This window comes from Pseudoduganella albidiflava (assembly GCF_004322755.1).
Classification (GTDB): Bacteria; Pseudomonadota; Gammaproteobacteria; order Burkholderiales; family Burkholderiaceae_D; genus Rugamonas; species Rugamonas albidiflava.
This window is the reverse complement of the sequence record NZ_CP036401.1, coordinates 7046285-7070862: the sequence shown is the minus strand read 5'-3', so window position 1 is coordinate 7070862 and position 24578 is coordinate 7046285. Positions and strand designations below refer to the sequence as shown.

Below are 24578 nucleotides of genomic sequence, written 5' to 3'. Positions count from 1 at the left end.
CCGCCGGTGTTTGCCGGTCAGCCTTCGCCCTTCAGCGCCAGCGCGCGATCGTACAGGGCGTTCTTCTTCGCGCCCGTGATCTGCGCGGCCAGGCTGGCGGCCTGCTTGAGCGGCAGTTCGGCCAGCAGAATCTTCAGCACGCGCTCGGCTTCGGCTTCCTGCGCGTCCGATTGCGCGGCGGCACCTTCCACCAGCACGACGAACTCACCCTTCTCGCGGTGCGCGTCGGCGGCTAGCCAGGCCACCGCCTCGGACAGCGGGCAGCGGTGGATTTCCTCGAACAGCTTGGTGAGCTCGCGCGCGAACACCACCTGCCGCGTGGGCTCGAACACGGCCACCAGCGACTGGGCGAACTCGGCGATGCGGTGCGGCGCCTCGTAGAACACCATCGTGGCGGTCACGTTGCGCAAGCCCGCCAGCGCCGTCTCGCGCTGCTTCGGCTTGGCGGGCAGGAAGCCGACGAAATGGAACTGGTCGTTGACCAGCCCGCTGGCCGACAGCGCCGTGACGGCGGCCGATGCACCGGGCAGCGGCACCACGCGCAAGCCCGCCGCGCGCACCGCGTCGACGATCTTCGCGCCCGGGTCGGAAACGGCCGGCGTGCCCGCATCCGAGACCAGCGCGATGCGTTCGCCGGCCTGCAGGCGCCGCACGATGGTCTCGGCAGCTTCCCTTTCGTTATGCATGTGCGCCGCCAGCAACGGTTTGCTGATGCCGAAGCGCCCCATCAGGTGCGATGTGTTACGCGTGTCTTCGCAGGCGACCGCGTCGACCAGCCCGAGAACGTGCAACGCGCGCAGCCCGATGTCGGTAACATTGCCGATGGGAGTGGCCACTACATACAATGTTGCCGTAGGATACGTCTGAAGTGCGGTCTCGCCGAGCACCGGCAAGGCGGCGATCGGGCTGGATTCGTGAACTGTCATTGGGGGTAGCATGCTGGCGAATAAAATCAAAACACTGCTGTCGTGCGTGGTGGCCGCGCTTTCGGTATCCGCGTGCAGCACGCCCTGCGGCAGCCCGGGGGCATTGTGCGCGCCAATCGAGACCGTGACAAGCCCGCCGCCGCGCACCACCGCGCCGCCGGCACCGAAGCCGGCACCGCCGCCCGAGGAAACCGCGCAGGTCGAAACGTTCGCCGTCGCCATGCCCGGCACCACGCCGGAAAGCCAGGGTGCCGCCGCGGTGCCCGGCCAGACGGTGCGCATCGGCCTCGTGCTGCCGTTGCGCTCCGAAGCCCTGGGCCGCGCCGCGGACGCCGTGCGCGCCGGCTTCATGGCGGCCTGGGAACGCGACCGTGCCGGCTTCGAAGTCACCGTGGTGGAAACCGGCGATGCCGCCGAGGAGATCCTCTCCACTTACCAGTCCACCGTGGCGCAGCAGGACATCATCGTGGGCCCGCTGGCCCGCTCCGCCGTCACCACGATTGCCGCCAGCCCGCTGGTGACCAAGCCCACCATCGCGCTGAACCATCCCGAGGACCGCGAAGGCACCACGCTGCCGCCGCAGATGCTGTCGATCGGCCTGTCGATCGAGGAAGAGGCGCGCCAGGTGGCCGAGTGGGCCGCGCGTGAGCACCCGGCTGCCAGCGTGATGATCCTGTCCGGCAGCGCCGCGTGGCAGCGCCGCATCGCCAATGCCTTTGCCACGCATGCGCCGCAGGTCGGCATGACGACGAAGACGCTGGAACTCACCGCGCTGAACGGCTACCTGAGCGATGGCGAAATGGTGGCGCTGCGTGCCCGCCTCGCCGAGCAGCCGGTGGACCTGCTGTTCGCCGCGCTCGATGCCGACCAGACCCGCCAGCTCCGCACGGCGCTTGCCGCGCCGCCGCTGGGCGATATTCCGCTGTACGGCACTTCGTCGCTGAACCCGGGCCGCGTATCGCTGTACCAGGGCCCCGAGCTCGATGGCGTGAAGCTGCTCGACCTGCCGTGGCAGATCCAGCGCGACAATCCCACGGTGGCGAGCTATCCGCAGCCGGCCCCGCGCGACGAGGAACGCCTGACCGCCGACATGGAACGGCTGTACGCGCTGGGCATCGATGCCTTCCGCGTGGCGCGCGAGATCGCCGTGCGCCCCGGCCAGCCGATCACGCTCGATGGCGTGACGGGCCAGCTGTCGATCGACTTCGGCAACGGCCCGGCACGCGTCAAGCGGGTGGAGCCCGCCGCCATCTACCGCAACGGCGTGCCGGTGCCGATCACCACGCCATGATGCTTCCATGGCGCGCACCGACCTGCAGCGCAAGGGCCAGCTGGGCGAGGATGCCGCGCTCGACCACCTGCTTCGGCACGGCCTGGCCCTGGTCGAGCGCAACTTCCGCTGCAAGGGCGGCGAGCTCGATCTGATCATGCGCGACGGCGCGCACCTCGTGTTCGTCGAGGTGCGCCGCCGCCGCAGCCGCGCCTTCGGCGGTGCCGCCGCCAGCATCACGCCCGCCAAGCAGCGCCGCATGAAGATCGCCGCACAAGTCTTCCTGCTGCGCTACCGCCAGTTGCCGCCATGCCGCTTCGACGTGGTGGCGATCGATGGCGACACGCTCGGCTGGCTGAAGAACGTGCTGGACGCATAGTCCTGGCAAACGGCGGCGCCCGCCGTGCAAACAGGACCGACGAGATAACCGAAGTACTAACCGAAGTGCTAACCGCAGTGCTAACATGTCCGGCTGATCAATTTCCGCGGGTCTGCCTGCGCGGCCCCTGCCCGGGCCCCTGCACATGAAGACACGCACCTATTTACTGCTGATGCTGGTGGCGATCATCGTGCCGGTTGCCGGGCTGTCGACACTCGGGCTGTCGATGCTGCTGCAGTCCGAACGCGAATCGCGCCTGCGCGCCATCGAGGAAATGGCCAACTCCGCCTCGCTGCAAATCGACAGCGAGATCGGCAGGGCCGAAGCGGCTCTGCGCATCGTCGCCAATTCGCGGGAAATCGGCACGGACGATTTCGCCGCCCTCTACCGCCTGCTGTCGGCCACCCGCACTTCTCCGTTGAGCTGGACGCTGGTCGCCGATTATTCAGGCAGCGGCATCATCAACACATTGGTGCCGTACGGGACACCGCTGGCGCGGAACACCGGCAGGTGGGCCGCCGATATCTACGACGCGCAGGTGCCCCGGGTGGGCGGCTACTTCATCGGTGCCAGCTCGAAACGCGGTGTCGTGTCGGTCAATGTCCCGGTTCCCGCGGCGGCCGGCAAGAAGTATGTCGTCACCCAGATCTTCGACCCGGCTTACTTCAACAAGGTGTTCCAGCGCCATGTACTCGATCCGGACTGGATCATCGGCGTCTTCGACGCGAAAGGCATCTCGATCGCGCGCAGCAGGGGGGCCGCGCAGTTCGTCGGCAAGCCGGTGCGCCCTGCGCTGTATGAAGCGTCGCGCCGGCAGCCCAGCGGCATGGTGGCCAACATCACGCGCGAAGGCGTCCAGGTCTATACCGTGTTCGTGCGCTCCAGCCTCACCAGCTGGACCGTGGCGATCGGCGTTCCCGTCGATGAAATCGAATCGGCCGCGCGGCTCACCACGTGGTACGCCGCCGCGGCCCTGCTGGCCATCCTGGGCGGCGCCGTCAGCATCGCGGTGTTTTTCGGGCGCAGGATCGATCGCGCGCTCCAGGGCGCGACGTCGGCGGCGCACGCGCTGGCCGATGGCACGGTGATCGAGGTGGTGCCCTCCGGCCTGCAGGAAGCGGACGGGCTGTCGCACGTGCTGCACCGTACCGGCCTGGCGCTCGCACGGGAACGCGCCGCGCGCGCCGCGCTGGAAGAGGAAAGGGAACGGCTGCTGGACATGGAGCGCTCGGCCCGCCAGCGCGCCGAAGCGCAGGATCACGCCAAGGACAATTTCATTTCCATGCTGAGCCACGAGCTGCGCAATCCGCTCGCCGCGATCACCAACGCCCTCTCCGCCATCCGCATGCCGGCCATGCCGGCACCGCACCGCGACAAGGCATGGGATATCGCCAGCCGCCAGCTGGCGCATCTGACCCACATGGTCGGCGACCTGCTCGACGTACGGCGCGTCCTGTCCGGCAAGGTGACGCTGCAGACCGCCCGCGTCAATCTCGGCGAACTGGTGAAATTCTGCTGCGATTCGAAGATGGTGGCCAATGCCAAGGACCATGAATGGTCGGTCAGCGTGGTGCAGGCCCACGTGGTCGGCGATGCGAACCGGCTCACCCAGGTCGTCGACAATATCCTGGCCAACGCCATCAAGTACACGCCGGCCGGCGGCAGCATCACGGTGCGGATGTGGTGCGACGACGCCATGGCCGTCATCGAAGTGGCCGATACCGGTGTGGGCATCGCCCCGGACGTGCTCCCGACGATCTTCGACTCGCTCGTGCAGGGTCCGACGACCATCGACCGCTCGCAGGGCGGGCTGGGCCTGGGCCTTTCCATCGCGCGGGGCCTGGTGCACATGCATGGCGGAACCCTCAGCGCCGACAGCGAAGGCCCCGGCGAAGGCAGCACGTTCACCGTGCGCCTGCCGCGGGAGCCGCAGGATGCCGGACCACCCGTGTAATGACCGTTTCTGGCTCTTTTCCTGGATGAAGCCTGGCCGATGATTGCCCGCGCGCTCACGACACTGCTGCTGATGTTCCTCGCGGCGGGCCATCCAGTGGCCGCCGCCGCAGCGGAGCCGGCACCTCTGCTGGCCGATTACACCCACACCGCCTGGACCGAGCTCGATGACGCGCCGATGGGCGTGACGAAGTTCGCGCAAGGCCCGGACGGCTGGCTGTGGATCGCCACGCCGACCGGCTTGTACCGCTACGACGGCGTGCACTTCGAACGCACCGATACCGTCTACGGCCACGCGCTTTATTCCAGCAACATCATGGCGCTGGCCACCGCGCCGGATGGCGCGGTGTGGGTCGGCTACCGTGTCGGCGGGATCTCCGTGTTCAGGAAGGATGGCACGCATACGTACATGGAACGCGACGGCATCCGGCCGGTCGGCGTGATGCACCTGGAAGTGGCGCCGGACGGCGCGATCTGGGCCGCCATGCGCGATGGCCTGGCGGTACTGCCACCGGGCGGCAACCGCTTCCAGTACCTGACGGGCGAAGCAGGCCTGCCGGCCCGAGGCGTGTTCCAGATCCTGTTTGCCCGCGACGGCACGACCTGGATCGGTACCAATTCCGGCGCCTATTTCCGCAAGCCGGGCGAGGCCCGCTTCACGCACGCGTGGCCGCGCACGGCGCTGGTCTGGCTGGCCGAGGCACCGGATGGCACGCTCTGGGGCAACGACTTCGAACACGGCTACCACCGGGTGCGCACCGCGCCGCCGCCTGCGGGCCAGCCGGCCAGGCCCGAACTCGCCGGTGTCGGCATGTATTTCGACCGCCGCGGCACCATGTGGATCACCCATGCCGACAGCCTGGAACGCCGGGTCGCGCCGCACGGCCCTGGCCGCCCGGAGCAGTTCCTGTCGACCCTGAACGGCATCAGCGGCGCGCTGCTGGGCGCGATCTTCCAGGACCGCGAAGGCAACCTGTGGATCGGCACGTCGCGCGGTGTCGACCGCCTGCGGCCGAACCGCCTGCGCACCGTGCCCGTGTCCACGCCGCTGGAATATCCGGTGCTGGTGGCCGGGCCGGACGGCGGCATGTGGGCCGGCGACTACGCCCGCGACCTGTGGCGCTACAGCCCGGACAGGCGCATCCGCCGCGAAGTGCCGGGCGCCATCACCGCCAGCTATACGGCACCGGACGGCACGCTGTGGCTGGGCGGCATGGAAGGCATCGTGCGGCGCGCTCCGGACGGCACGCTGGCCACCATCGCTTCACCGGATGGCCTGAAAGGCATGCGCGTGCATGCCATGCAGCAGGATCGCGACGGCGCGCTGTGGGCTTCCTTCAACACCGGCACGGGCGTATACAAGCTGGCTGGCGACCGGTGGGTGAAGTCCGGCGGCCTGCCCGGCATTCCCGAACTGCTCACCACGTCCATGGCGCGCGATGGCGCGGGCGCGTTATGGATGGCGCACGTGCGCAGCCAGGTCACGGTGATCGATGGCGGCACGGTGCGCAGGCTGGGGCCCGGCGAAGGCCTGGCGCTGGGCACGGTGCTGTACCTGTGCTTCGACGGCAAGGCCGGCGGCGGCACCATGTGGGCTGGCGGGGAGAACGGCGTCGCCCTGTATCGCAACGGCCGATTCACGGCACTGCAGGGCAGGCGCAACGAACGTTTCCGGGGCGTGTCGGGCATCGTCCGGCTGCCCGACGGCGACCTGTGGCTGCATGGCGCCGATGGCCTGTACCGCATCGCCGCCGCCGAACTGGATGGGTGGCTGAACCACGGGCGGGCCGTGGACTTCGAGCGCTTCGATGCGCGCGACGGCATGCAGGGCCACGCCGCGCAACTCCGGCCCGTGCCCTCGCTGCGGCGTTCGCGCGACGGGCTGCTGTGGTATGCCACCACGGGATCGGTCGGCACCATCGACCCGGCCGGCATCGCGCGCAACCGCCTGCCGCCGCCGGTCGAGGTGACCGGCGTGCTGGCCAACGGTACGCACCATGCCATTACCAGGCACGTGCTCGGCCTGCCGCAGGGCACCAGCAGCCTGCAGGTCGATTTCGCCGCCCTTTCGCTGTCGATCCCGGAACGCGTGCGCCTGCGCTACCGGCTGGTCGGGCTGGATCGCGCCTGGCAGGAAACCGATGGGCGCACCGGGCGGCGCCAGGCCACCTACACCAACCTGGCTCCCGGCAATTACCGCTTCGAAGTCATCGCCGCCAACGAGGACGGGCTGTGGAACATGGAAGGCGCCGCGCTGGAGATCGCCATCTCGCCCACCTTCGTGCAAAGCGCCTGGTTCAAGGTCCTGCTGGCGATGCTCGCGCTGGTGCTGCTGTACGCCGCCTACGCCTTGCGAATCCGCTACCTGACCCGGCGGATGCACGACCGCCTGCACGAACGCCTGGCGGAGCGCACGCGCATCGCGCGCACCTTGCATGACACCCTGCTGCAAAGCATGCAGTCGCTGCTGCTGTCCTTCGATGCGCACAGCCGCTACCTGAAGGAGGGTACGCTGGAGCGCACGCGGCTCGACCAGACGCTCGACCTGGCCGAACGATTGCTCGTGGAAGGCAGGGACCAGATCATGGAATTGCGCGAGGGTGCGCCGGAAGTGCTGGAACTGACCCTCGGCCAGTACGGCAAGGGCCTGGCCGACCATGGACCGCACGCCTTCGACATGCGGGTCGCCGGCACGCCGCGGCCATTGCGCCCTGCCGTGCACGAAGAGATCTACGCCATCGCGCGCGAAGCCCTGTTCAACGCATCGCGCTATGCGGATGCCAGCCGGATCGAACTCGACCTGGAATACGGCAGCCGCGCGTTCACCGTGCGCATCCGCGATGACGGCCGCGGCCTGGCCGAATCCGTCGCGGCGGCGGGCCACCGTCCCGGCCACTGGGGCCTGGTGGGCATGCGCGAGCGGGCCAGCTGTGTCGGCGCCACCCTGGAAATCGCCAGCAAGCCCGGCGCCGGCACGGAAATCACGGTCACGCTGCCGGCCAGGAAGGCTTACTGAAGTGGGCGGCGCCGGACCGGCAAACAAGCGGCAATCTCGCGGTTCATCTCGCTGTTAATCCGGCTGTTAATCTTTTATTAAGCTGCTTTTGTAAGCATTATTAACAGGCGTTGCCGGTCGTGACGGTGCGCAGCACTATATAATTTCAAGACTATGACGAACCAACGCATCCTCTCGCACTTTCACGAAAGTGCCGAAACCAAGATCCAGTCCGCCACCGTGCTTGCCCAACCGCTGGCGCAGGCGATCGAACTGATGTTCTCAGCCCTTTCCAATGGCAACAAGATTCTTGCCTGCGGCAACGGCGGCTCGGCAGCCGACTCCCAGCACTTCGCTGCGGAGCTGGTGGGCCGTTTCGAGCGCGAGCGCTTCCCGCTGCCCGCGCTGGCACTGACCACCGATACGTCGCTGCTGACGGCGGTGGCGAACGATTACAGCTACCGTGAAATCTTCAGCAAGCAGGTCCAGGCATTCGGCCAGGCCGGCGATATCCTGCTGGCCATTTCCACCTCCGGCAACTCGGCCAATGTGATGGCCGCGATCGAGGCGGCGCTGGAACGCGAGATGCGCGTGGTGGCGCTGACCGGCAAGGGTGGCGGCGCGATCGGCAAGATGCTGACCGATGCCGACGTGCATATCTGCGTTCCCGCCGAGCGCACCGCGCGCATCCAGGAAGTACACCTGACGTGTATCCATTGCATTTGCGACGGCATCGATGTCGCCCTGTTCGGAGGAGATGTGAATGAGTAATGCACTGCTGGCACGTGTGCAGCGCCCGGTCGCGATTGCCCTGCTGGGCGGCGCGTTGATGAGCAGCCTGTCCGGTTGCGTCGGCCTGGTCGTCGGCGGTGCCGTCGCCGGCACGATGGCGGCATCGGACCGCCGCACGTTCGGCGCGCAGACCGAGGACAAGACCATCGCCGTCAAGGCCAGCAACCGGCTCCGCAACATCCTCGACGATACCGGCCACGTGAACGTCAATTCGTTCAACCGCAAGGTGCTGATCACCGGTGAAGTGCCCGACCAGGCGAAGAAGGATGCCGTCGAGCGCGAAGTGAAGGCCATCGAGGGTGTGCAGTCGGTCACCAATGAGCTGGCGATCGCCGGCCCGGCGAGCTACACGTCGCGCTCGAACGACACGCTGCTGACCACCAAGGTGAAAGCCAGCCTGGTCGACGCGAAGGATATTTCCGCCAATTCGTTCAAGGTGGTCACCGAGCGCGGCGAAGTGTACCTGATGGGCCGAGTGACGCAGTTCGAAGCCAACCGCGCCACCGAGATCGCGCGCGGCGTCAGCGGCGTGACGAAAGTGGTGCGCGTATTCGAATACATCTCGGAAGACGAGTACAAGCAGTACCAGAGCACGCCGGCCCCGGCGCAAGCGTCGAACTAACTGCATGGACTGACGGCCATCGATCATGAGCAGCTCTTCCAAAGCCTGGGTCAAGCCGGCGCTCGCGGCCGCCGTGATCGCCGGCCTGGGCTTCGCCGCCTATACCTCGCTGAACAGCGCGCCGGCCGCGCCGCAGGTCACGTTCACCGGCATCAAGGGTGAACGCATCACGCCGGCCGACCTGCGCGGCAAGGTGGTGATGGTGAATTTCTGGGCCACCTCGTGCGCCAGCTGCGTGGCCGAGATGCCGGAAATGGTCGACACGTACAACAAGTTCAAGGGCCAGGGCCTTGAATTCATCGCCGTGGCGATGAAGTACGACCCGCCGAACTACGTGGTCAACTTCACGGAAACGCGGCAGCTGCCGTTCAAGGTCGCGCTCGACATCACCGGCGAAGCGGCCAAGGCTTATGGCGACGTGTCGCTCACGCCGACCACCTTCGTCATCGACAAGGATGGCAAGATCATCAAGCGCTACGTGGGCAAGCCCGAGTTCGCGGCGTTGCACGCATTGCTGGCCAAGGCGTTGAAGGGGTAAGGCCCGGTTCGATCGCGCCGCCGATCGAAGCGGCACTGGCTGGCCCTTTCCTGCCGATGCGGCCCGCTACCCAGGCCACGATCCAGGCGTCCGCAAGCGCTATGCTGCAAGCAGATGCCGCGCGCGCGGCATCTGCTTGCCTCCTCGTCCCACTGATCGGGGCCTCTGTCCCAACACGCCATCGTGCCGGTGCCGGCCTGCCTATACTCGGGCTCTTTCGACATGGCGGCTCCGCGCCGCACCCGTGCCATGCGACCTGGAACGACGTTTTCGGTGATCCTGTTCGGACTGCCCACCCTCTTCTCCCTGCCGAAACAAGCGCACGCCGAAGATCCCCCCATCGCGACCGTGACGGTGACGGCCCGGAAGGAGCCGGTCGTCCGGAAACTGGACAAGACGGTCCATGACGTTGCGGCCATGCCGCGGGCGGCCAACGGCACCGCGCAGGACGTGCTGCAATCGACGCCCGAAGTATCGGTAACGGCCGACGGGCGCATCGCCGTCAAGGGCAATGACCAGGTCACGGTGCTGGTGGACGGCAAGCCGACGGCCACGATGTCGGGCGAAGAACGGGCGGTGGCCCTGCAGACCATGAGCGGGGCGGACATCGCCAGCGTCGAGGTGATCACCAACCCTTCCGCCGCCTACCAGGCCAATGGCGGCGCGATCGTCAACATCGTCCTGAAGCGCAATCGCCGGCCCGGTGCCCGCGCGCAGGTGCGGGCCAGCGCCGCGGACCGGGGCCTGTGGAATGCCGGCTGGTCGGGCGACATGGCCAGGAAAGACGTCAGCGTGCATGGCAGCCTGGCGTACCGCCGCGACGGCACGCAGAAATGGCGCCGCTCGGCGGTCGACTGGCATGATCCGTCCGGCCACGCAGCCGGCGACGGCGCTGGAGACGAAGGTGGAGACGGAACGAGATACAGCTTGCAGACCTCGGGCGTGTTCGTGCGCCGCATCGTCCGGAGCGCGGCACTGGGCATCGACTACACCCTGAGCGACACCGATAGCGTGAGCTTCTCCGCGCGGCACAACTCGCGCCGCTCGCGTCCACTGCTCGACACGCTGAACGTGGCGGGCAGCGGCACTGGCGAGACGGTGTATCACCGCATCTCCGAAGGCCCCAACGAGCAGTCCGACGACAGTGCCAGCCTGGCCTGGACCCGCCAGGGCGGCGGCAAGGCGCTCAAGGCCACCGTGCAGCGCAGCCGCACGACCGGCCTGCTCGACAAGTCCTACCGGGACGTCTTCGTCGCACCGGCGTACCCCACCGCGTACAGCCATGGCGCCACCAGGTCGGCACGCCGCCTCGACCAGGCCACGCTGGACTGGAGCCGGCTGGCGGGCAGCGGCGCCGTGCATGGACAGTGGGGCATGGGCGCCGATCTCCAGGACGAAGTGAACGACCTCCATAACTACCAGGCGTCCATCGATGCCTCGACGGGCATGGAAACGCCCGATCCCGATACGACCAACGGCTACAAGGTGAAGACGACGCTGGCCGCCGCCTACCTGACGAACCGGCTCAGGTACGGCCAATGGGAAGCCCTGCTGGGCGGCCGGTTCGAGCGCATGGAACTTCAGGTAGGGTCGGCGCAAACCACCCTGCGAACCGGGCATTGGCAGGCATTCAATCCCAGCCTCCACCTCGAGTATGCGCTCGCCGGCAATGCTGCCTTGACCCTCAGCTATCGCCGCAGCCTGCAGCGCCCGGATCCGCGCGACCTCAATCCATTCACGACCTACGTCGATGCGCAAAACCTCAGCCGCGGCAATCCCGACTTGGGACCGCAGCGCCTGGCCTCATGGGAGATCGGCACCACCGCGACAGCCGCGCAACTGAGCGGCAGCCTCGGCGCCTTCCACCGCACCAGCCGCGCCACGGTGGTCGATGCGCGCAGTAACGCGGGCGATGTGCTGGTGACGTCGAAACAGAATGGCGGACTGGCCCGCTCGACGGGCATCACCGGCTCGCTCGACTGGACACCCGCCGCGGCGCTGCGCCTGGGCGTGGACGGCAGCGTGTACCGCATCGCGCTGTCGACGCCCGATGCAGCAGCGCTGGTGCGCCAGCACGGCGCGTCGGGCTACCTGAACTTCAGGGCGGCCTACAGCGCCGGGCAGGACCACGTGTCGCTCGATGCGCACGTGCAGGCACCCGCCATCACGCCGCTGGGCCGGAATGGATCGACCAGCAACGTCAACCTGACGTGGAAGCGCGCCTTGACCGGGTCGCTGGACCTGACCGTCAACGCCAGCGATCTGTTCGATGGCAGCAAGCGCACTTACCGGACCGGGACAGCCACGTTCCGTCAGGCGGGCTTCGATCATTTCGTCGCCCGGCGTGTGTATCTGGGCTTCGTTCAAAAGATCGAGTGATGCGCGATCAGCCGCCCGGCCGAACCGCGGCGATGGCCTCGATTTCGATCATCGCCGCCGGGTCGTAAAGCGCCCTGATTTCAGCGATGGTGTCGGCCGGATACGGCGCGCTGAAGAACTTGCGGCGCAGTTCGACCACGTCCTGGAAATGCCCCATGTCGGTCACGAAGATGGTGACCTTCACGACATCGCCAAGGCTGGAGCCTCCCGCTTCCAGCACGCGCCGCAGGTTGGCGAATGCCTGCTCGCCCTGGGCGCGGAAGCCGCCCGCGACGATCCGGCCATCGTCGCCGGCGCCGGCCTGGCCGGAAACAAACAGCAGGTCGCCGAACCTGATGCCCTGCGAGAGCAGGAATGGTTCGTAGTTGTCCGGTTGGGTGATCACGCGTTCCAGCATGGTAAAGTCCTCTCGCTATCAGGGATGCGGCATCTGCCGATACCAGCAAGGTAAGTGCATCCCGTGGCGGCGACAAACTCGAAATCCTCAGGCATCAGGTGAACCCGGCTCATTCATAGCGCATGCGGCGACTCCCTCCCCTTTCGGCATTGCGCGCCTTCGAAGCGGCGGCGCGGCATGGCAGCTTCAAGGAAGCGGCCAGCGAACTCGCCGTGACACCCACCGCCATCAGCCACCAGATCCGCACGCTGGAAGAGCACACCGGCGTCGCGCTGTTCGATCGCCAGGTGCGCAAGGTCGTGCTGACCGAGGCCGGCAAGGCCCTGTATCCGGTGCTGCGCGACGGCTTCAATACCTTCGAGCTGGCACTGCAGCGCCTCGCCCGGCCGCAGGTATCACAGCGCGTGATGATCTCGACCACCAGTGCCTTCATGGCGTACTGGCTGGCCCCTCGGGTCGCCCGTTTTCGCGCTCTGCACCCCGGCATCGACCTGGAACTGCACGCTTCCGACCGGGCCGTCGCGCTGGATGGCGCTGGCGCCGACCTGGCGATCCGCTATGGCCGCGGCGAGTATCCCGGCATGGTGGCCGAGCCGCTGTTCAGCGACCGCTTCGCCCCGCTCGCCAGCCCGGATCTCGGCGCCGCGTCGATCGCGGACCTGCATCGCCTGCCGCTGGTCGACTTCAGGTGGGAGCACCAGCACCCGTCGAATCCCACGTGGGAGCGCTGGTTCGCCGCCGCCGGGCTGGCTGCCGGGCAGATACGCCCGCAGCTGCGCTTCTCGGACGAAGCGCATGCCATCGGCGCCGTGCTGGCCGGCCAGGGCGTCGCGCTGCTGAGCCTCGACCTCCTCGCCGCGGAACTCGCCGATGGCCGGCTGGTCCAGCCGTTCGGGCCGGCGATTCCGGGCCACACCTATCACCTGGTGCGCAGTGCCGGGCATGCGCCGGCGCCCCATGTGGAGGCCGCGCTGGCTTGGCTGAGGAGCCAGGCAGCCGTGGCAGCCAGGCTGCCAGGGTAAGGCGAAAGCGCCCCAGGCCCGACACTCTGCCGTTCGCCAGGCCTGCGCCAGAGCCACAACAACCAGTACCGGAATCTCGGTGATGGACCAATGGAATCCGATGGAAATAAACCCTTCATCTCTCGCCGTTTTATTTGGCGACTGAAGATCTACAATGACAGTACGTAACATCGCCCTTCCGATAACGCATTTGCCTTTTCGGTGATCAAATGAGCCCTGCACGCGTCGTTTTGACCCGCATTGCATTGTCCCTGCTGGCGGCAGGTGGTGCCCAGGCTGCGCAAGCCGGGCAGCTCGAATGCCCCGATGAGATAACTCCCGGCCACGTCACGCTGGCCTCGCGCGGCGAGTGGCAGCCGTATGTGCCACATTCCCTGCCACTATTCGGTGCGGGCATGTCCGTCGGCCCGCCCGCGAGCGAGATGCAACTGCGGGGCGAACCGCTGGATGCCAAAGGTAATGGCACGTCATATCGCTTCGGCGGAGCCGGCCAGGACGAAGAACGCTGGCTTGTTTGCAGATACGGCAGATCGGGTGAGTTCATCATGTCGCGCCGGCTCGACGACAAGATCAGGCAATGCATCATCAGGCATCACAAGCTGGTGGCCGGCAATCCGAGGCGCATCGAGATCCGCTGCAGCTGAGCTGAAACCCTTGCGTTACGGGCATCGGCAATACATGGCGAGAACAGGCACCAACGCCTGCCTTCGTTCACGTTAAAGCCACTCCACCTACAGCCACATCGCCAGCGCCGAATACACCGTCAACGCCACCATGGTTGCGCAGAACACCTTGCGCCACAACGGCTGCGACAGGTAGCGCCGCAGCAGTGCGCCGGCGCCGGTCCACACGGAGATGCACGGCAGGTTGACGGCGCAGAAGATCAGGCAGAACAGCGCGATCGCGACGGATGCCGGCATGCCTTGCGGCAGGAAGGCCGAGCTGCCCGTGATCGCCATGACCCAGGCCTTGGGATTGCAGAACTGGAAAGCGGCGGCGGCCATGAAACCCATGGGCTTGCGCGCCTGCTCGGCCTGGCCATCGAAACGCATGTCGCGCAGCTGCCAGGCCAGGTACAGCAGGTAGCCGGAACCGGCGACCCGCAGCGCGAACTGTGCCGCCGGCACCGCCATCACCAGCGCGCCGATGCCGGTCGCGCAGACGGCCAGCAGCGCACCGAAGCCGATGGTAATGCCCAGCATGTGCGGAATCGAGCGGCGAAAGCCGAACCAGATGCCGGACGAGGTCAGCATGATGTTGTTCGGCCCGGGCGTGATCGACGACACGAAGGCGAACATCATCAGCGGCAGGTAGGGGATCAGGAAGTGCATGACTCGCTCCACGGGTAACGTGTCCATGCTAAACCAAGTGCTCGGTACAGTACCGATACACCGGCGCCAGTATGCACGGCCTTCGTTGCGGCGCTTGTACCAGTACAGTTGCCGATGGCGGTGCTGGCCGATGGCTCCGCTGGCCGACGGCAGCGCCGGGGAAGCGCTAGTGCCTAGTGCCGGTCCCTGCCCTCGCGCTCCTTCCGCTTGCGGTGCGCGTACCACTCGCGCAGGATCGGCGACAGCGCCGACACGATCCCTGTAATGATGATCGCTATCCCCGCGTACAGCATGGTGTCATTTCGGATAAAGGATCATCTGCGTGCAGCGGAACAGCGCGATCGTCTTGCCGGTCGCCTTGTTGCTGACGGTGGCATCCCACACCTGCGTGGTCTTGCCCATGTGGACAGCGCGGGCCGTGACGGCGATGGTGCCGTCGCGCGCGGTGCCCAGGTGGTTCGACTTCAGCTCGATGGTGGTGAAGTTCTCGGCCCCTTCGGGCAGGTTGACGAAGCAGCCGTAGCCGCACGCCGTATCGGCCAGCGTGACCACCGTGCCGGCGTGCAGGAAGCCGTTGGGGGCGAGGTGGTGCTTCTGGATCTCGATCTCGGCCGAGAGTTCGCCCGCCGCTGCGGCCGTGAAGCGGATGTTCATGTGGTCCGGCAGCGTGCCGCCGGCGCGGCTGTTGAAGCGTTCGAGTTTTTGCTGGATGTCGTCCATGGTGGCCCCTCGTTGAATACCGCATCATAGACGAGGGCACGGCGCAGCGGACGGCGGCACCGGCCGAGCGAGCCTTCTAAACAACAGGCGGCGATCGGCCCGGCTTCATTTGGCCGGGATTCAATCGGCCTTGAAGTTCTGCCCCAGCGACATCGGCTTGTTCAGCAGGATCGTCTTCGGATCGCGGCAGATGATCACCAGGATCGCGATGGTCGCGAGATACGGCAGCATCGACAGGAATTGCGACGGCACGGCCAGCCCCATGCCCTGGCCGTGGAACTGCAGCACCGTCACGCCACCGAAGAGATAGGCGCCCAGCACCACGTTGCGCGGCTTCCAGGTGGCGAACACCACCTGCGCCAGCGCGATCCAGCCGCGGCCGGCCGTCATGCCTTCCACCCACATCGGCGTGAGCGCCAGCGACATGTAGGCGCCGCCCACGCCCGCCATGGCGCCGCCGAACAGCACGGCGGCATAGCGCAGCCCGATCACCGGCATCCCGATCGCATGCGCACTGTGCGGCGCTTCGCCCACGGCGCGGATCTGCAGGCCGATGCGCGTGCGCGCCAGCATCCAGCCCGCAGCGACGACCAGCAGCAGCGACAGGTAGACCACGGGATCGAAGCGGAACAGCAGCGGCCCGATGAAGGGTATGTCGGAGAGCACCGGGAACGACAGCGCTGCGATCGGTGCCACCGTCTGGCCGACCAGGTCGCGGCCGAGGAAGGCGGACAGGCCGATGCCGAACAGCGTCAGGGCCAGGCCGGTCGCCACCTGGTTGGTCTGCAGGGTGAGCACGAGGAAGCCGAAGATCAGCGACATCGCCATGCCGGCCAGCAGCGCGGCCAGCAAGCCAAGAGTGAGCGAACCGGTGGACACGGTGGCCATGAAGCCGGTAACGGCGCCCACCAGCATGATGCCCTCGAGCCCCAGGTTCAGCACCCCGGAGCGTTCCGCCACCAGTTCGCCGGACGATGCCAGCACCAGCGGCGTGGCGGCACCGGCGGTGCTGGCCAAGAATGCGATCACGTAGTCGGGATTCATGCGGCGATCTCCGGGGTTGCCGCCGTTTTCCCGGCGGGTGCCACGCGCACGCGCGGCTTGAAGCGGTAGTGGATGAACAGGTCCGCCGCCAGCAGGTAGAACAGCAGCAGCCCCTGGAACAGGCCGGTGATGGCGGATGGCAGCTGCAGCTCGATCTGCGCCGCCTCGCCGCCGATGTACAGCAGCGACATCAGCAGCGCCGCCAGCAGCACGCCCACCGGATGCAGGCGGCCGACATAGGCGACGATGATCGCCGCGAAGCCATAGCCGGGCGACACGGAAGGCTGCAGCTGCCCGATCGGGCCGGCCACCTCCCCCACGCCCGCCAGCCCCGCCATCGCACCGCTGACGAGGAACGCCAGCCACACGTTCTTCGGCGCCGAGAAGCCCGCATACAGCGCGGCGGCCGGCGCCATGCCGCTGACCTGCATGCGGTAGCCGGCGAAGGTGTGGCGGCAGAAGAACCACGCGCCCGCCACGCCGGCCAGCGACAGGAGGAAGGCCGCGTTGACGCGCAAACCCTCGACCAGCAGCGGCAGCGTGGCGGAGTCGCCGAACATCTTCGATTGAGGGAAATTGAAGCCATCCGGATCGCGCAGCGGGCCATGCACCAGGTAGCTCAGCAGCAGGTAGGCCACGTACACCAGCATCAGGCTGACGAGGATCTCGCTCGTGTTGAAGCGCGTGCGCAGCAGCGCCGGGATGGCCGCCCACGCCATGCCGCCCAGCGCCCCGGCGACGAGCATCAGCGGCAGCACCCAGGGCGCTTCCACGCCATCGAAGTACAGCGCCACGCAGCCGGCGATGATGGCGCCCACCGTCAGCTGGCCGTCCGCGCCGATATTGTGCACATCGGCCCGGAAACCGATCGCCAGGCCCACGCCGCACAGGATCAGCGGCGTGGCCTTCAACAGCAGTTCGCCCACGCCATACAGCGTGGTGGCCGGCTTGATGAAGTACACGTAGAACGCGTGCAGCGGTTCCTGGCCCAGCAGCAGGAACAGGATCGAACCGGTGACGAGCATGGCCAGCGCGGCGATCAGCGGCGAGGCGAGCATCATCGCGCGCGAGGGCGCGGGGCGGGCTTCAAGCCGGGACATGGCGGCTCCCTTCTTCCCTGGCGGTGGCGGGTCCGGCCCCTGTGGAAAAGTCGCCACTCATCCACACCCCGATCTGGTTGACGGTGGCTTCCTTCACCGGCACGGCGCGCGACAGGCGGCCCTTGGCCAGTACGGCGATGCGGTCGCACATCATGAACAGTTCGTCGAGTTCTTCCGAGATCACCAGCACGGCGACGCCCTGGTCGCGCAGGTCGATGATGGCCTGGCGGATCAGCATCGCCGCGCCGATGTCGACACCCCACGTGGGCTGCGCGAGCACCATCACCCTTGGTGCCAGCGCGATCTCGCGGCCGACGATGAATTTCTGCAGGTTGCCGCCGGAGAGGCTGGACGCCGCCGCGCCGGCGCCGGCGCATTTCACCTTGAAGCGGCTGATCACGCTGTCGGCGAAGTCGCGCACCGCGCCACGCCGGATCAAGCCCCCCGTGAAGCCACCCGCCAGGCCACTGCGCAGCATGCCGGCGCCCTCGGCCAGGTAGCCCGTCAGCAGCGCATTGTCCGCCAGCGACATGCCGGGAACCGCGCCGCGGCCGAGCCGTTCTTCCGGCACGAAGCCGAGGCCGAGCCGGCGGCGCGCCGCGGCGTTCAGCCGCCCCGCTTCGATGCCGCACAGCCGGATGCCAGCCGCACCGCGCAGCGGTACCTCGCCGGAAATCGCCTTCATCAATTCCTGCTGCCCGTTGCCGGAGACGCCGGCCAGGCCGACGATTTCGCCGGCATGCAGGTCCAGCGTGATGTCCCGCAGGTCGGTACCGAATGGATCGGGGCTGGGCAGCGACAGCTTGTTCAGCGCCAGCCGCACCTCGCCCGGTTCGCGCGGCGCCAGCGTGCAGGTGGGCAGGTCGCCACCGATCATCAGTTCGGCCAGTTCGTGCGCCGTCTGCGTGCGCGGCGTGGCGGTACCGGATACGCGGCCGGCGCGCAGCACGGTGGCGCGGTCGCACAGCGCCTGGATCTCGTCGAGCTTGTGGCTGATATAGAGGATGCTGACGCCTTCGGCCGCGAGCTGGCGCAGGGAGACGAACAGCTTCTGCACCGCATCGGGCGTCAGCACCGAGGTCGGTTCATCCATGATCAGCAGGCGCGGCGACTGCAGCAGGCAGCGCACGATTTCCACGCGCTGCCGCTCGCCGACGGACATGCTGTGCACGCGCCGTTCCGGGTCGAGCGGCAGGCCGTAGCGGGCCGATACTTCGCGGATGCGCGGTGCCAGCTTCGCTGGCGTGATCCTTTCATCGAGCGCCAGCGCGATGTTCTCCGCCACGGTCAGCGTTTCGAACAGGGCGAAGTGCTGGAACACCATGCCGATGCCGAGGCGGCGCGCGGCGGCCGGCGACGGGATCGTGACCTGCCTGCCTTCCCACAGGATCTCTCCGGCGTCGGGCCGCGTCACGCCATAGATCATCTTCATCAGCGTGCTCTTTCCGGCGCCGTTCTCGCCCAGCACCGAATGGATTTCGCCCGACATGACGGCCAGGTCCACGCTGTCGTTGGCGACCACGGACGGGTAGATTTTCGAGATGCCGAGCAACCGCAGCCGCGGCTCGGTTCGGTGCGGGCCGGGCGGCGCTGGCTGTGGTTCGTTCATCTGCGGCTCCATCGGGGTAATGGCACAGTCCGTGCAAGTTGCATGCCAACGGCTCCGCCCGGCATCCGGCCGGGCGCGCCCATCCAGGATACGCCATCGTCCATTTTGTATACAAACTGCACCAAAAAATGTGCACTATTGCCCCACTATCGTGCATCCGATATGGCGCGGCCCCGGCCATCGCGTGCACGCTTCGTGCTTTCCCATTACGATCGCGTGCGGATCGACCCCGCCCGATCCCGAACCGATGCGGAGACTGCCAATGACCAAGCACACCCCAGCGGAGCGCCCACCCGGCCGCCCCGCGCACGCCGCCGATCCGGCGGCGGACAGTAACGCAACAAGCAATGCCGTAAGCAAGGTAGCAAGCAAGGTAGCAAGTAAGGTAGTAAATAAGGTAGTAAACAAGGTCACCAGCAAGGCAGCAAACAAGGTGACCGGCAAGGAGGCAGGCAATGCGGTGGAAAACGCCGCCGGCACGGCACCAGCCAGGAAGCGCGGCGCCGCCGCGGTCGACCTGCGCATCTACAGCGCCGTCGTGAATGCCGTGATGGGCCACAAGCTGCCGCCGGGCACGCGGCTGGGCGAGGCCGAATTCTGCGAACTGTATGGCGTGAGCCGCACCACGGTGCGCAAGGCGCTGCAGCGGCTGGCGCATGACCATATCGTGGTGTTGCGCCCCAACCGCGGCGCGGTGGTGGCATCGCCCTCGCCGCAGGAAGCGCGCGACGTGTTCACGGCACGCCGCGCCATCGAGCGCGAGATCGTGCCGCTGGTGATCCGCAACATCACGCCCGCCTCGATCGGCCGCATCCGCGCCGCGCTCGACGCCGAAGAACAGGCACGCCGCAGCGGCGACCGCACCGCCTGGATCCGCCTGGGCGGCGAATTCCACCTGCTCATGGCCGAACTGGCGGGCAACGCCGTATTGCAGCGCTTCATGGTGGAACTGGTGTCGCGCTCGTCGCTGATCATCGCCGTCTATGAAAACCCGGGCGCGCCGATGTGCGGCAACCACGAACACCACGATCTGCTGGCGCTCATCGAACGGGGCGACGTGAAGGGCGCCACCGCGCTGATCGAGCACCACCTGGCGGAAATCGAGGCACGGCTGCATTTAGGCACACCGGAACGCAAGTTGAGCCTGGCCGAAGCACTGGGCGGGCTCTAGAAAATTGTATACAAAACGCCCCAAAATTGTGTGCATAATGCACCGGCAATGCACATCGGCAGCGTTGGAACGACCCGTCCTGGTGCGGCGTTACACAGCGGCGGACATTTCGTAGAGGAGACAGCGGGGTGGCCCGGTACTTGCTAAAGGTACTGTCGTGTTGCATGCAATCGATCGGCACATTGGATGCAATCCGTTACACAACACTTACAAGGACCCCGCATGAAGACCATTCGTTTTGCTGCTACCTTCGCCCTCGCCGCCACCTGCGCCAGCGCCGCCCACGCCGCCGACTGGAGCGATACGGCGCTGAGCTACCGCTACGGCTCGAAGTTCTCGGAGCCCTACAACGGCGCCGACATCGTCAAGCACGTGGTGAACTTCAGCCATGCCAGCGGCTATAAGTACGGCAGCAATTTCTTCAGCATCGATTACCTGATGTCGGACGAAAACGACCCGTCGGCCGTCGGCGCCCGGTCCGGCGCCCACGAAGCCTACGCGCTGTACCGCCACACCCTGGACCTGGGCAAGGTCACCGGCAAGAACCTCGCCTTCGGCCCGGTGCGCGGCGTGGGCATCACGGCCGGTTTCGACATCAACAGCAAGACCGATGCGGGCTACAACTCGAAGAAGCGCATGCTGGTGCTCGGCCCCACGGTGATGTTCGACGTGCCGGGTTTCCTGAACGTGAGCCTGGTGGCGTTGCATGAATCCAACGCTCCGTACAACGGCTTCACGCAAACCTCCACCAACCGCTACCGCTACGACACCCACGCGGCGCTGTTCAGTTCCTGGAGCATCCCGATCCCGAACGTGCCGCTGGAATTCGAAGGCTACGCGAACTACATCGGCACCAAGGGCAAGAACGAGTTCGGCGGCCCGACGGCGGTGGAAATCAATGTCGACATGAAGCTGATGTACGACGTGAGCCCGCTGCTGGGCGCCAACCCGAAGACCTTCAAGCTCGGCGTGGCCTACCAGTACTGGAAGAACAAGTTCGGCAACCCGTCCGATACCGTTCGCGGCGCCACGGCACGCACGCCGATGGTGCGTGCCGAATACCATTTCTGACCAACCTGAAAGAGGAACATCATGAATCGTCGCAAGCTGCTCGCCCTTGCCAGCCTGTCCGCCGCGCTGTCGGTGGCCGCCATCGCACCGGTGCAGGCACAGGAACCTCTGAAGGTGGGCTTTGTCTACATCGGCCCGGTCGGCGATGCGGGCTGGACATACGCCCATGAACAGGGCCGCCTCCAGATGGAGAAGGCGCTGGGCGGCAAGGTGAAGTCCACCTACGTGGAAAACGTGCCGGAAGGCGCGGATTCCGAACGTGTGATCCGCAAGCTTGCGGCGGATGGCAACAAGCTCATTTTCACCACCTCGTTCGGCTACATGAACGCGACGGAAAAAGTGGCGAAGGCTTTCCCGAACGTGGTGTTCCAGCACGCCACCGGCTTCAAGACCACGAAGAACATGGGCGCCTACGAGGCGCGCCTGTTCGAAGGCTCCTACCTGCAGGGCATCATCGCCGGCAAGATGACGAAGACGAATACGCTCGGCTTCGTGGGTTCGTTCCCGGTGCCGGAAGTGATCCGCAACATCAACGCCTTCACGCTGGGTGCGCAAAGCGTGAACCCGAAGATCAAGACCCGCATCATCTGGGTCAACAGCTGGTATGACCCGGCCAAGGAACGCCAGGCGGCGGAAACGCTGATCGCCCAGGGTGCCGACGTGCTGACGCAGAACACCGACTCCCCGGCCACCCTGCAGGCCGCACAGGAAAAAGGCAAGTACGCCTTCGGCTGGGATTCGGACATGCAGCGCTTCGCGCCGAAGGCGCACCTGACGGCCAGCACCAACCAGTGGGGTGGCTACTACACCGAAGTGGCGAAGGCCGTGCTGGCGGGAACGTGGAAGACCGGCCATGTGCACGGCGGCCTGAAGGAAGGCATGGTCAAGATGTCGCCCTTGAACACCGTGGTGCCGGCCGACGCGGCCAAGCTCTTCGAAGAGAAGAAGGCGGCTTTCGCGGCCGGCACGGCGGTACCGTTCACGGGCCCGATCAAGGACCAGTCGGGCGCCGTGAAAGTGGCCGCCGGCGTGCAGATGCCGATGAAGGAACTGATGTCGATGAACTTCTACGTGCAGGGCGTGGAAGGCACGATTCCCAAGTAATGATTCACGGGGAATGATTCCGGGGTCATGATTCCGGGGTATTGATTCCCGATTGATTCCCGCGCGATTCAACACGCGCTACGGGGCGGCTGATCCCGCCCCGCTTTTTTTTCTGGGCGGCAAATCCCGCCCCGCTTTTTTTGCTGGGCGGCTGATTCCGCCCCGCTTTTTTCGAGAAGAATCCATGACTGAACCGACAGCGCGCGACCACCAGTTCCTCACGGACGTGCTCGCGCTGGCCCAGCGCTCGCGCGACGAAGGCCATCACCCGTTCGCCGCCATCATCGCGGATGCCGATGGCAACGTGATCGCGCAGGCGATGAATGCCTCGAGCAGCGACCGCACCGCGCACGCCGAGATGAATGCGCTGCGCATCGCCTCGTCGCAGCACTCGCCGGACAGACTGGCCGGTGCCACGATGTACACGAACGCCGAACCCTGTGCGATGTGCGCCGGCGGCACCTACTGGAGCGGCGTGGGGCGCGTGGTGTACGCGATGTCCGAAGCCACGCTGCTGTCGCTGACCGGCAGCGATCCGGAAAACCCGACCCTGTCGCTGCCCTGCCGCCAGGTGTTCGCCGCCGGGCAGCGGCCTACCGAGGTGATCGGGCCGCTGCGCGAGGACGAAGCGAAGATCGCGCACGCGGGCTTCTGGCACAAGGCCTAGGCGTTATTCCGCCCTGGGCCGCAGTCGCATCGCCATCGGCGTCGGCCCCATCACGAACCCCATGACCTCGGCCGGTTCGCTGCGATCGCGTGCCCGCACGCCGGCGATGTCGAAACGGCCCAGCAGCACGGCCATCGCCACCTTCAGTTCCATCAGCGACAGGTAACGCCCCGGGCACATGCGCGGCCCGGCGCCGAACGGCAGTGCCACGCCCTTGTCCACTGTGCCGGCCAGCCAGCGTTCGGGATCGAAGCGCAATGGATCGGGGAAGGCCTTGTCGCCCACGCTGTCATGCCGCATCACGCACCACAGCAGCGTGTCCTTCGGCAGGTGCACGCCCAGCACCGTGGTGTCGCGCATGGCCTGCAGCGGCAGAAACGGTGCCGGCGGTTTCAGGCGCATCGCTTCCAGTGCGCAGGCGTCGAGGTAGTCGAGCGCAGCGATGTTTTCCACTGTCAGTTCGCGCGCATGCTGGCGCACTTCGGCCTGTGCGCGCTCCAGTGCCGGCGGGTTTTGCCACAGCAGCCAGATCAGCCAGGCCAGCGCGCTCGATGTCGTGTCTTCGCCGGCCAGCAGCATCGTCGAGACGTTGCCCGCGACGGCATCGTCGTCCACCCCGCTGCCTGGCTGTTCGGCCGCGGCCAGCATGGCCTGCAGCAGGTTCGCGGGGTGCTCCCGCAGCGCCGGCTCGGTCGCCATCGCGGCCCGCGCGGCGGCAATGAAACCATCGGTGGCCTCGCGCACCGCGCGCACGCTGCGCTCCAGCCGCCGGTCCGCCGGCAGCCTGCACCAGCGCCAGTAAGCGAACGGCAGCAGCGAACGGCGCGCGACACCCGCCAGCACGGTTTCCACGTGCTCCTGGATCGAGTCGCCGCCACTCTCGAGCGTGTTCACGTCCGCACCGAATGCAAGGCCGGCGATCACGTCCACCGCGTAGCGCTTCAGGTCCGCGTTCAGGTCGATGTCACGGTCGCCGGCTGCCAGCCAGCGGGCTTCCAGGCGCTGCGCCACCTGCACCATGCGGTCGAAGTAGGCGCGGATCGCCGTGGGCGAGAAGGCATGCATCACCATGCGGCGCTGGTCGCGCCAGACGTCGCCCTCGGCCAGGAACAGCCCCACGCTGCCACCCAGTTCCGCCGACACCTCGGCCGTGATGGCGGGACGCCGGAAGCCATCCGGCCGGTCGCGCAGCAGCGTCATGATGGCCGCGCTGTCGGACAGCACGACCACCTCGCTCGCCCCGATCCGCGCGCGGAACATGGCGCCATATTCCCGGCTCCAGCGTTCCATCGCCAGGTGGATCGTGGCGGGCTTCAGCTGCAGCGCATTGCCCAGCAGTGGCAGGCCGCGCGGACCGGGCAGGTCGGCGATGGCGCGCGGATGGGGCGTCGGCTGGGGCATGTTCACGGCGGCGGTTGTCATGCGGTCTCCTGTGCATTCGATGATGCCAGTGTGGCGCCCCGTGCGCCGGCGGTCTTGAACGTTTGC

General features: G+C 67.0%; 22 protein-coding genes. 14 read left to right on the top strand and 8 right to left on the bottom strand.

Annotation, left to right across the window (positions count from 1 at the left end):
- Nucleotides 1-17 precede the first annotated feature (17 nt).
- A complete protein-coding gene (gene rsmI, locus EYF70_RS29435) occupies nt 18-926 on the bottom strand; it encodes a 16S rRNA (cytidine(1402)-2'-O)-methyltransferase (protein WP_131148549.1) in 909 nt (302 codons plus the stop codon).
- Nucleotides 927-936: 10 nt separating this feature from the next.
- Between rsmI and EYF70_RS29430 the strand changes: the two genes are divergently transcribed.
- The 8 genes from EYF70_RS29430 to EYF70_RS29395 all read left to right on the top strand — a co-directional run bounded on the left by EYF70_RS29430 (nt 937) and on the right by EYF70_RS29395 (nt 11854).
- The gene (locus tag EYF70_RS29430) at nt 937-2217 is read left to right on the top strand and encodes a penicillin-binding protein activator (RefSeq protein ID WP_131148548.1); all 1281 of its coding nucleotides are present in this window, start codon (nt 937-939) and stop codon (nt 2215-2217) included.
- Between the two features lie 7 nt (nt 2218-2224).
- The gene (locus EYF70_RS29425) at nt 2225-2575 is read left to right on the top strand and encodes a YraN family protein (protein WP_131148547.1); all 351 of its coding nucleotides are present in this window, start codon (nt 2225-2227) and stop codon (nt 2573-2575) included.
- Between the two features lie 145 nt (nt 2576-2720).
- The gene (locus tag EYF70_RS29420) at nt 2721-4529 is read left to right on the top strand and encodes a sensor histidine kinase (protein ID WP_131148546.1); all 1809 of its coding nucleotides are present in this window, start codon (nt 2721-2723) and stop codon (nt 4527-4529) included.
- A 39-nt stretch (nt 4530-4568) separates the two neighbouring features.
- Nucleotides 4569-7544, top strand: a complete 2976-nt coding sequence (locus tag EYF70_RS29415) for a sensor histidine kinase (protein WP_131148545.1) — start codon at nt 4569-4571, stop codon at nt 7542-7544.
- 153 nt (nt 7545-7697) lie between these two features.
- Nucleotides 7698-8294, top strand: coding sequence for a phosphoheptose isomerase (locus EYF70_RS29410; RefSeq protein ID WP_131148544.1), 597 nt, complete (start codon nt 7698-7700; stop codon nt 8292-8294).
- A complete protein-coding gene (locus tag EYF70_RS29405) occupies nt 8287-8937 on the top strand; it encodes a BON domain-containing protein (protein WP_131148543.1) in 651 nt (216 codons plus the stop codon). Before EYF70_RS29410 ends, EYF70_RS29405 begins: the two co-directional genes overlap by 8 nt.
- Before the next feature lie 25 nt (nt 8938-8962).
- Nucleotides 8963-9475, top strand: coding sequence for a TlpA disulfide reductase family protein (locus EYF70_RS29400; protein ID WP_131148542.1), 513 nt, complete (start codon nt 8963-8965; stop codon nt 9473-9475).
- Nucleotides 9476-9748: 273 nt separating this feature from the next.
- On the top strand, nt 9749-11854 hold the full coding sequence (locus tag EYF70_RS29395) for a TonB-dependent receptor (RefSeq protein WP_165497814.1): 2106 nt from the start codon (nt 9749-9751) through the stop codon (nt 11852-11854).
- 7 nt (nt 11855-11861) lie between these two features.
- Here EYF70_RS29395 and EYF70_RS29390 read toward each other — a convergent pair whose 3' ends face one another.
- Nucleotides 11862-12251, bottom strand: a complete 390-nt coding sequence (locus tag EYF70_RS29390; RefSeq protein WP_131148540.1) for a RidA family protein — start codon at nt 12249-12251, stop codon at nt 11862-11864.
- Nucleotides 12252-12373: 122 nt separating this feature from the next.
- On the opposite strand from EYF70_RS29390, the gene EYF70_RS29385 reads away from it, so the two are divergent.
- Nucleotides 12374-13273 carry a LysR substrate-binding domain-containing protein gene (locus EYF70_RS29385; protein WP_131148539.1) on the top strand — a complete coding sequence of 300 codons (900 nt, stop codon included), beginning with the start codon at nt 12374-12376 and terminating at the stop codon, nt 13271-13273.
- Between the two features lie 209 nt (nt 13274-13482).
- Complete coding sequence (locus tag EYF70_RS29380; protein WP_131148538.1) at nt 13483-13917, top strand: STY0301 family protein; 435 nt, start codon at nt 13483-13485, stop codon at nt 13915-13917.
- An 87-nt stretch (nt 13918-14004) separates the two neighbouring features.
- Here EYF70_RS29380 and EYF70_RS29375 read toward each other — a convergent pair whose 3' ends face one another.
- The 5 genes from EYF70_RS29375 to EYF70_RS29355 all read right to left on the bottom strand — a co-directional run bounded on the left by EYF70_RS29375 (nt 14005) and on the right by EYF70_RS29355 (nt 19077).
- Entirely contained in the window at nt 14005-14604 is a 600-nt protein-coding gene (locus EYF70_RS29375) for a LysE family translocator (protein ID WP_229420614.1), read from the bottom strand.
- Between the two features lie 297 nt (nt 14605-14901).
- Nucleotides 14902-15324, bottom strand: a complete 423-nt coding sequence (locus EYF70_RS29370; protein ID WP_131148537.1) for a PaaI family thioesterase — start codon at nt 15322-15324, stop codon at nt 14902-14904.
- A 120-nt stretch (nt 15325-15444) separates the two neighbouring features.
- Entirely contained in the window at nt 15445-16368 is a 924-nt protein-coding gene (locus EYF70_RS29365) for an ABC transporter permease (RefSeq protein ID WP_131148536.1), read from the bottom strand.
- Nucleotides 16365-17468 (bottom strand): ABC transporter permease, encoded by a 1104-nt coding sequence (locus EYF70_RS29360; RefSeq protein ID WP_131148535.1) that lies wholly within the window; start codon nt 17466-17468, stop codon nt 16365-16367. The genes EYF70_RS29365 and EYF70_RS29360 overlap by 4 nt, the downstream gene beginning before the upstream one ends.
- Nucleotides 17455-19077 carry an ABC transporter ATP-binding protein gene (locus EYF70_RS29355; protein ID WP_131148534.1) on the bottom strand — a complete coding sequence of 541 codons (1623 nt, stop codon included), beginning with the start codon at nt 19075-19077 and terminating at the stop codon, nt 17455-17457. The genes EYF70_RS29360 and EYF70_RS29355 overlap by 14 nt, the downstream gene beginning before the upstream one ends.
- Nucleotides 19078-19339: 262 nt before the next feature.
- Between EYF70_RS29355 and EYF70_RS29350 the strand changes: the two genes are divergently transcribed.
- The 4 genes from EYF70_RS29350 to EYF70_RS29335 all read left to right on the top strand — a co-directional run bounded on the left by EYF70_RS29350 (nt 19340) and on the right by EYF70_RS29335 (nt 23090).
- Entirely contained in the window at nt 19340-20248 is a 909-nt protein-coding gene (locus EYF70_RS29350; RefSeq protein WP_131148533.1) for a GntR family transcriptional regulator, read from the top strand.
- A 222-nt stretch (nt 20249-20470) separates the two neighbouring features.
- A complete protein-coding gene (locus tag EYF70_RS29345) occupies nt 20471-21319 on the top strand; it encodes an outer envelope protein (RefSeq protein ID WP_131148532.1) in 849 nt (282 codons plus the stop codon).
- Between the two features lie 18 nt (nt 21320-21337).
- Nucleotides 21338-22423: a BMP family ABC transporter substrate-binding protein gene (locus tag EYF70_RS29340; RefSeq protein ID WP_218943846.1), complete on the top strand. Its 1086-nt coding sequence runs from the start codon at nt 21338-21340 to the stop codon at nt 22421-22423.
- A 184-nt stretch (nt 22424-22607) separates the two neighbouring features.
- Nucleotides 22608-23090, top strand: a complete 483-nt coding sequence (locus EYF70_RS29335) for a nucleoside deaminase (protein WP_131148530.1) — start codon at nt 22608-22610, stop codon at nt 23088-23090.
- A 3-nt stretch (nt 23091-23093) separates the two neighbouring features.
- On the opposite strand, the gene EYF70_RS29330 is transcribed toward EYF70_RS29335, so the two are convergent.
- Nucleotides 23094-24512: a cytochrome P450 gene (locus tag EYF70_RS29330; RefSeq protein WP_229420613.1), complete on the bottom strand. Its 1419-nt coding sequence runs from the start codon at nt 24510-24512 to the stop codon at nt 23094-23096.
- Between the last annotated feature and the right edge of the window lie 66 nt (nt 24513-24578).